This is a genomic window from Verrucomicrobiota bacterium (assembly GCA_039192515.1).
Lineage (GTDB): Bacteria > Verrucomicrobiota > Verrucomicrobiia > Methylacidiphilales > JBCCWR01 > JBCCWR01.
Genome location: JBCCXA010000077.1, coordinates 1 through 4,513 on the forward strand (window position 1 = coordinate 1; position 4,513 = coordinate 4,513).

General features: G+C 40.8%; 5 protein-coding genes and 1 pseudogene. All 6 read left to right on the forward strand.

Annotated elements, in window-relative coordinates; genetic code table 11:
* A partial coding sequence (locus AAGA18_15805) for an FtsX-like permease family protein (protein ID MEM9446806.1) occupies positions 1 to 368 on the forward strand: 368 nt, incomplete at its 5' end.
* Positions 369 to 403: 35 nt separating this feature from the next.
* Positions 404 to 820 (forward strand): annotated as a pseudogene (locus AAGA18_15810) (LamG domain-containing protein).
* A gap of 42 nt (positions 821 to 862) precedes the next feature.
* Positions 863 to 1,771 carry an RHS repeat-associated core domain-containing protein gene (locus tag AAGA18_15815; GenBank protein ID MEM9446807.1) on the forward strand — a complete coding sequence of 303 codons (909 nt, stop codon included), beginning with the start codon at positions 863 to 865 and terminating at the stop codon, positions 1,769 to 1,771.
* Positions 1,758 to 2,114, forward strand: a complete 357-nt coding sequence (locus AAGA18_15820; GenBank protein ID MEM9446808.1) for a hypothetical protein — start codon at positions 1,758 to 1,760, stop codon at positions 2,112 to 2,114. The genes AAGA18_15815 and AAGA18_15820 overlap by 14 nt, the downstream gene beginning before the upstream one ends.
* Positions 2,115 to 2,973: 859 nt before the next feature.
* Positions 2,974 to 3,249 carry a hypothetical protein gene (locus AAGA18_15825; GenBank protein ID MEM9446809.1) on the forward strand — a complete coding sequence of 92 codons (276 nt, stop codon included), beginning with the start codon at positions 2,974 to 2,976 and terminating at the stop codon, positions 3,247 to 3,249.
* Complete coding sequence (locus AAGA18_15830) at positions 3,239 to 3,631, forward strand: type II toxin-antitoxin system VapC family toxin (GenBank protein MEM9446810.1); 393 nt, start codon at positions 3,239 to 3,241, stop codon at positions 3,629 to 3,631. Before AAGA18_15825 ends, AAGA18_15830 begins: the two co-directional genes overlap by 11 nt.
* The last annotated feature ends 882 nt before the right edge of the window (positions 3,632 to 4,513 follow it).

The following is a 4,513-nucleotide window of genomic DNA, read 5'->3' on the forward strand; positions in this document are numbered from 1 at the left end:
GCGTGGCTACCGTTCTTTCTATAGTAATTGCCAGTTTAGGCTTGTTGGGTCTCACGGTTTTAGTGATCAACGGCAAAGAGAAAGAGATCGGTATTCGCAAGGTTATAGGGGCTTCTGAGGCCTCTATATTTAGGCTCCTCATCAATAGCTTCTCATGGCAGTTAGTTCTCGGGGTAGTTTTATCGGTACCCTTCACCTATTGGTTGATGAATGATTGGCTAAAAGACTTCGCCTACAGAATAGATCTGAGTATAGATCTTTTCGTTTTTGGTGGTCTGATCTCCATAGCAATAGCCTTTTTTACGGTTGGCTTTCATACTTTGAAGGCGTCTCTGGGCAATCCTGCGGATGCGATTAGGTCTGAGTAAATACGTTTGAATTTGAGAAAAATACAGGTGTTTTTACGTTTAGTGCTTTTGTGAAGATCAATGATTTAGAAGCAAGAAATGGAATAATAGGGAATTCAACAACATCCTTGGATAAAGGCTTTTTTATATCTTATGAAAATTATAATGCTACATTTGGCGACAAGCAACTTAGATTTACTTCTATGAAAGGTGTGCAGGGGCAGTATAATTTAGCGAAAGGGGCGCAAAACACTATTAATGACATGAATTGGCACCATATTGCTGTGGTTGGCGATGGACCGACCATTCAATTCTATGTGGATGGTACAGCCGATGGAGAGCCTACCAATCTAAGTCATTATGCTACAGGAACCTCTACACGAGATTTTTCACTTGGCAGGGCAGGGATTGGACAACAATATTTAAACGGTAGCATCGATGAAGTGCATGTCTTCAACCTCGCACTGACCGCTGCTGAAATCCAGCAGCTGGCACAGAAGCAAACTCCTCAGGAAATAGACGCAGCTAACAGTCAGCAGCTAGCCGCCAACAGCTCATTCGGGCAGTACTATAAATATGGCTTTCAAGGGGAGTTTGTGATGGAAAGTGCAGAAACGGGCTATAATGATTTCCAATACCGTTCCTGGGACCCTGTGGTTAGTCGTTGGATAAGCCCTGACCCCGCTAGACAATACTGGTCACCTTTCATGGGAATGGGGAATAACCCGATGAATCAAATTGATTCGGATGGAGCTTATTCAAAATTTGGAGCTTTGTGGCGAAGTGGATTCGGTTTAAGGGGAAGAGCTTATCAAAGTGGAGTAGATAATGGCAGAGAGGTTTGGGGGTATGAAAGAAATGGTACTCACTATTTTGGTGCTGATGCCAGAACTAGTGGATATCGATATACTTTATTTGGTGGGAATAATAGCTTTTTCGGAAATATAGGTAGTGGGTTTTCTCAGCTAGGTAACAACCTTTGGCACAGTAATACAGCTAGGTACTTAATCCCGGATGTTCTGACTTTGGATGCAAGTGCTGGAGCTGCATTGATAATTGGTGGACAAAAATCTGCAACATTAAGTTTGATAACTAGAGGACCAGATGCAGGCTTTTACACCACAGAAACATTTACGGGCTACTCACTTCGTGCCACTGACGGTAGTAGATATGGATTAGACTTTGATGCAGGAATTAATATTGGAACAATGTCTTTTCGATGTGATTCAAGAGACCTTAGGGCGGGTCATTTAATAGGCCGAACACGATCGACTTCTGCTGGTTTTGGAGTTGGGGCTAACTATGTTGGAGGCATTAATAATCAAGGACATGTAATAATGCATGGAGCATCTTATGGTGTTGGTATTACTGCCGGGGCATCTAGAGGGGTAGGATATACAAACTTTATAGGTGGGACAGATTAAGAAGAGGATAATAGTAACAGGAGCTATAGCATCATTAGCTATCATATTATTTGCTATTGTTAGCACATTAGTTGATAAAAATAAATTAAAAGATTTTGATGTCTCCATATCTTGTTTCGGTGTTGTACAAGAAACTAAAGTTGATAAAACAGATAGAATGACTCCTTATTTTTTAATAAATGATGAATGGTCGTATCTCGGCAGTTTTGGCTATTCATTGATTAATATTGTACAAGTAGGAGACTCAATAGCCAAAACCAGTGGTGAAAATACGTTGACTCTTTACAGAAGAGATCGATCTAATAAGTATTCTGAGCTAAAGCAAGTTCAAATGTGGAATTAGCTAATTTTTTGGAAGCGTGCGTAAAAAACGACTTCCACCTACTCAGAGTTACTCGCAGAGAACTCTGAGCTTAAGAAGCGTAGGCCCGTCTGGTTTTGGCATCCCTGATATAGGTGTCAATCAGATCGAATAGCGTTTTCTTTTTATCATCTTCGAGAAGTTCGAGGTCTTGTAGGCGTTGCAATGTTTTTTTATCAAAAGAAGTATATGTTTTTCTCAAACTGGTCGTTGGTTCTTCTACGACCTAATCATAGGGTAGAGTGTCCGCTCGGTTTTCATGAATAAGCAGGAATCAAAGCAGATAAGACATAGAAATTTGCGTATTCGTAGGGGTAGTAGAGTTGTCTTAAGTGGAGTAAGCCTAACTGAGTTTATCTCATAAGTCGCTCGGGTAGCCCCGAGTGGCGGTTATCCTATAGGCCTCTGGCCGGGCTAGCTTTTACAATTAAACACACTAAGCGCCTCAATCAGTGTCATGGCCATCTCTACGAAAGGAGGAGCCTCATTACACTCATAACCTTCCAAGTGCATTAGCGTGAATACTGGCATCAAACTAAAAGGATTAGATAGGATGCGGTTAACCTTCTACGAGAAGTGCAGGCAGGCCATCGCTATTTAAGTAGCAGAGAAGCCTATTTAGTGAACCAGATCGATGACCTGCAAGGCGATGTAGATAAGTTCCACCCTATATAATCAATATCATGATCGATAAAAACCGCAGCCCTAAGTAGCCATTTACTGCTTGCACTTCCTGGCAAAAGACGAAATCCCAACAGATGAAGTGCGAGACCTTATATTTTGCTCTGCACAAGCTTGGAGAATGCTTTTATCAGGCGTACAGAAAACAAAGTGAAATTATATGCAACCAAAAACAATGATAAAACCGTTATCTTTACATCATTCCAATCAAAGAAATATGGATATACAATCGGTAAAAATAACCTTCATGGAAGAGTTCCTAAAGCTCAAAGATGAATCCATAATAAAAGAATTAGTGGCCACATTAAAACGTGCGAAACAAAAATCAAAAGGCAAGTCCCTGGAGGAGCTGGCTGGTACGTTAAGTGATGAAGATGCTAAGATATTTTTAGAAGCTTCTCAGGAATGCAGAAAGATAGATATTGATGAATGGTAAGACCTGTTTTTTAGATACCAACATCATCATCCCTTTTTTGAATGGAGAAAACTCAATTATCGAAAAAGTCAACACCTTAGAGTTTATTCATTTACCGGCGATTGTGTTAGGGGAGTTGTATTACGGAGCGATGAAATCCCTACAAGTGAAAAAGAACCTGGAACGAATAAAAATTTTAGTATACCGCTGTGAAGTCTATCCTATTAGTGAGAAAACAACAGCGCTTTATGGTGAGCTCAAAGCCTTATTATCAAAGAAAGGTACACCCATTCCGGAAAATGATATATGGATTGCTGCGTTAGCTAAAGAATACGACTTATCCTTGGTTACTAGAGATAAGCATTTTAAGCATATCCCAGGTATTGAAATAACCGTTTGGTAAATCTATCTTAGTTTTATGCTGCTTGAGGCAGCACGTACCCTCCCTATGGTCGGGTACGGAGATAAGGTATGTCTGTGGTACTTACTCAGCCGGAGGACTGCGCTGCGTAAAAAAGTAAGGGTATATAAACTTTCCGCTAGCTAGCGGATCATCCTTGCTTTTTACTCCACTTGCCCGTCCTGTGTTCCTCGCCATGGCTGTTCTCAGTATTTTTGATTGATTAATGAGCCCGCCTTCATCGTATTACGGAGGACAGGCCTGCGGACGCTTATGCTAAAGCTTCAGCGGTAGCGTGCAGCTAGGCAACAAATAACGGGAGCATGCGCTCCAATAGCTTTAGCCAGTTCATCCTTGGCTTATTTTTTTACTCTTTCTTACCGAAGCTAACCGCTCACCAAACAACATAATTGCTCTGTTTAGAACACGAAAAAGGACATATAGTCAAAATTAAGGAACAAAAGTCCACCTACTCAGAGTTACTCGCAGAGAACTCTGAGCTTAAGAAGCGTAGGCCTGTCTGGTTTTAGCGTCCCTGATATAGGTGTCAATCAGATCGAATAGCGTTTTCTTTTTATCATCTTCGAGAAGTTCTAGGTCTTGTAGTCGTTGCAATGTTTTTTTGTCAAAAGAAGTATATGCTTTTCTCAAACTGGTCGTAGATTCTTCTACGACCTAATCATAGGGTAGAGCGTCTGCTCGGTTTTCATGAATAAGCAGGAATCAAAGTAGATAAGACATAGAAATTTGCGTATTCGTAGGGGGTAGTAGAGTTGTCTTAAGTACCCATCTAGTCGCTCAGGTATTAAAAAATAAAAGAGTTGTTTGCCTTTGGCGAGTGACGGTTATGATCCAGGTCTATGGCCATAGCTAATAAACATAAAA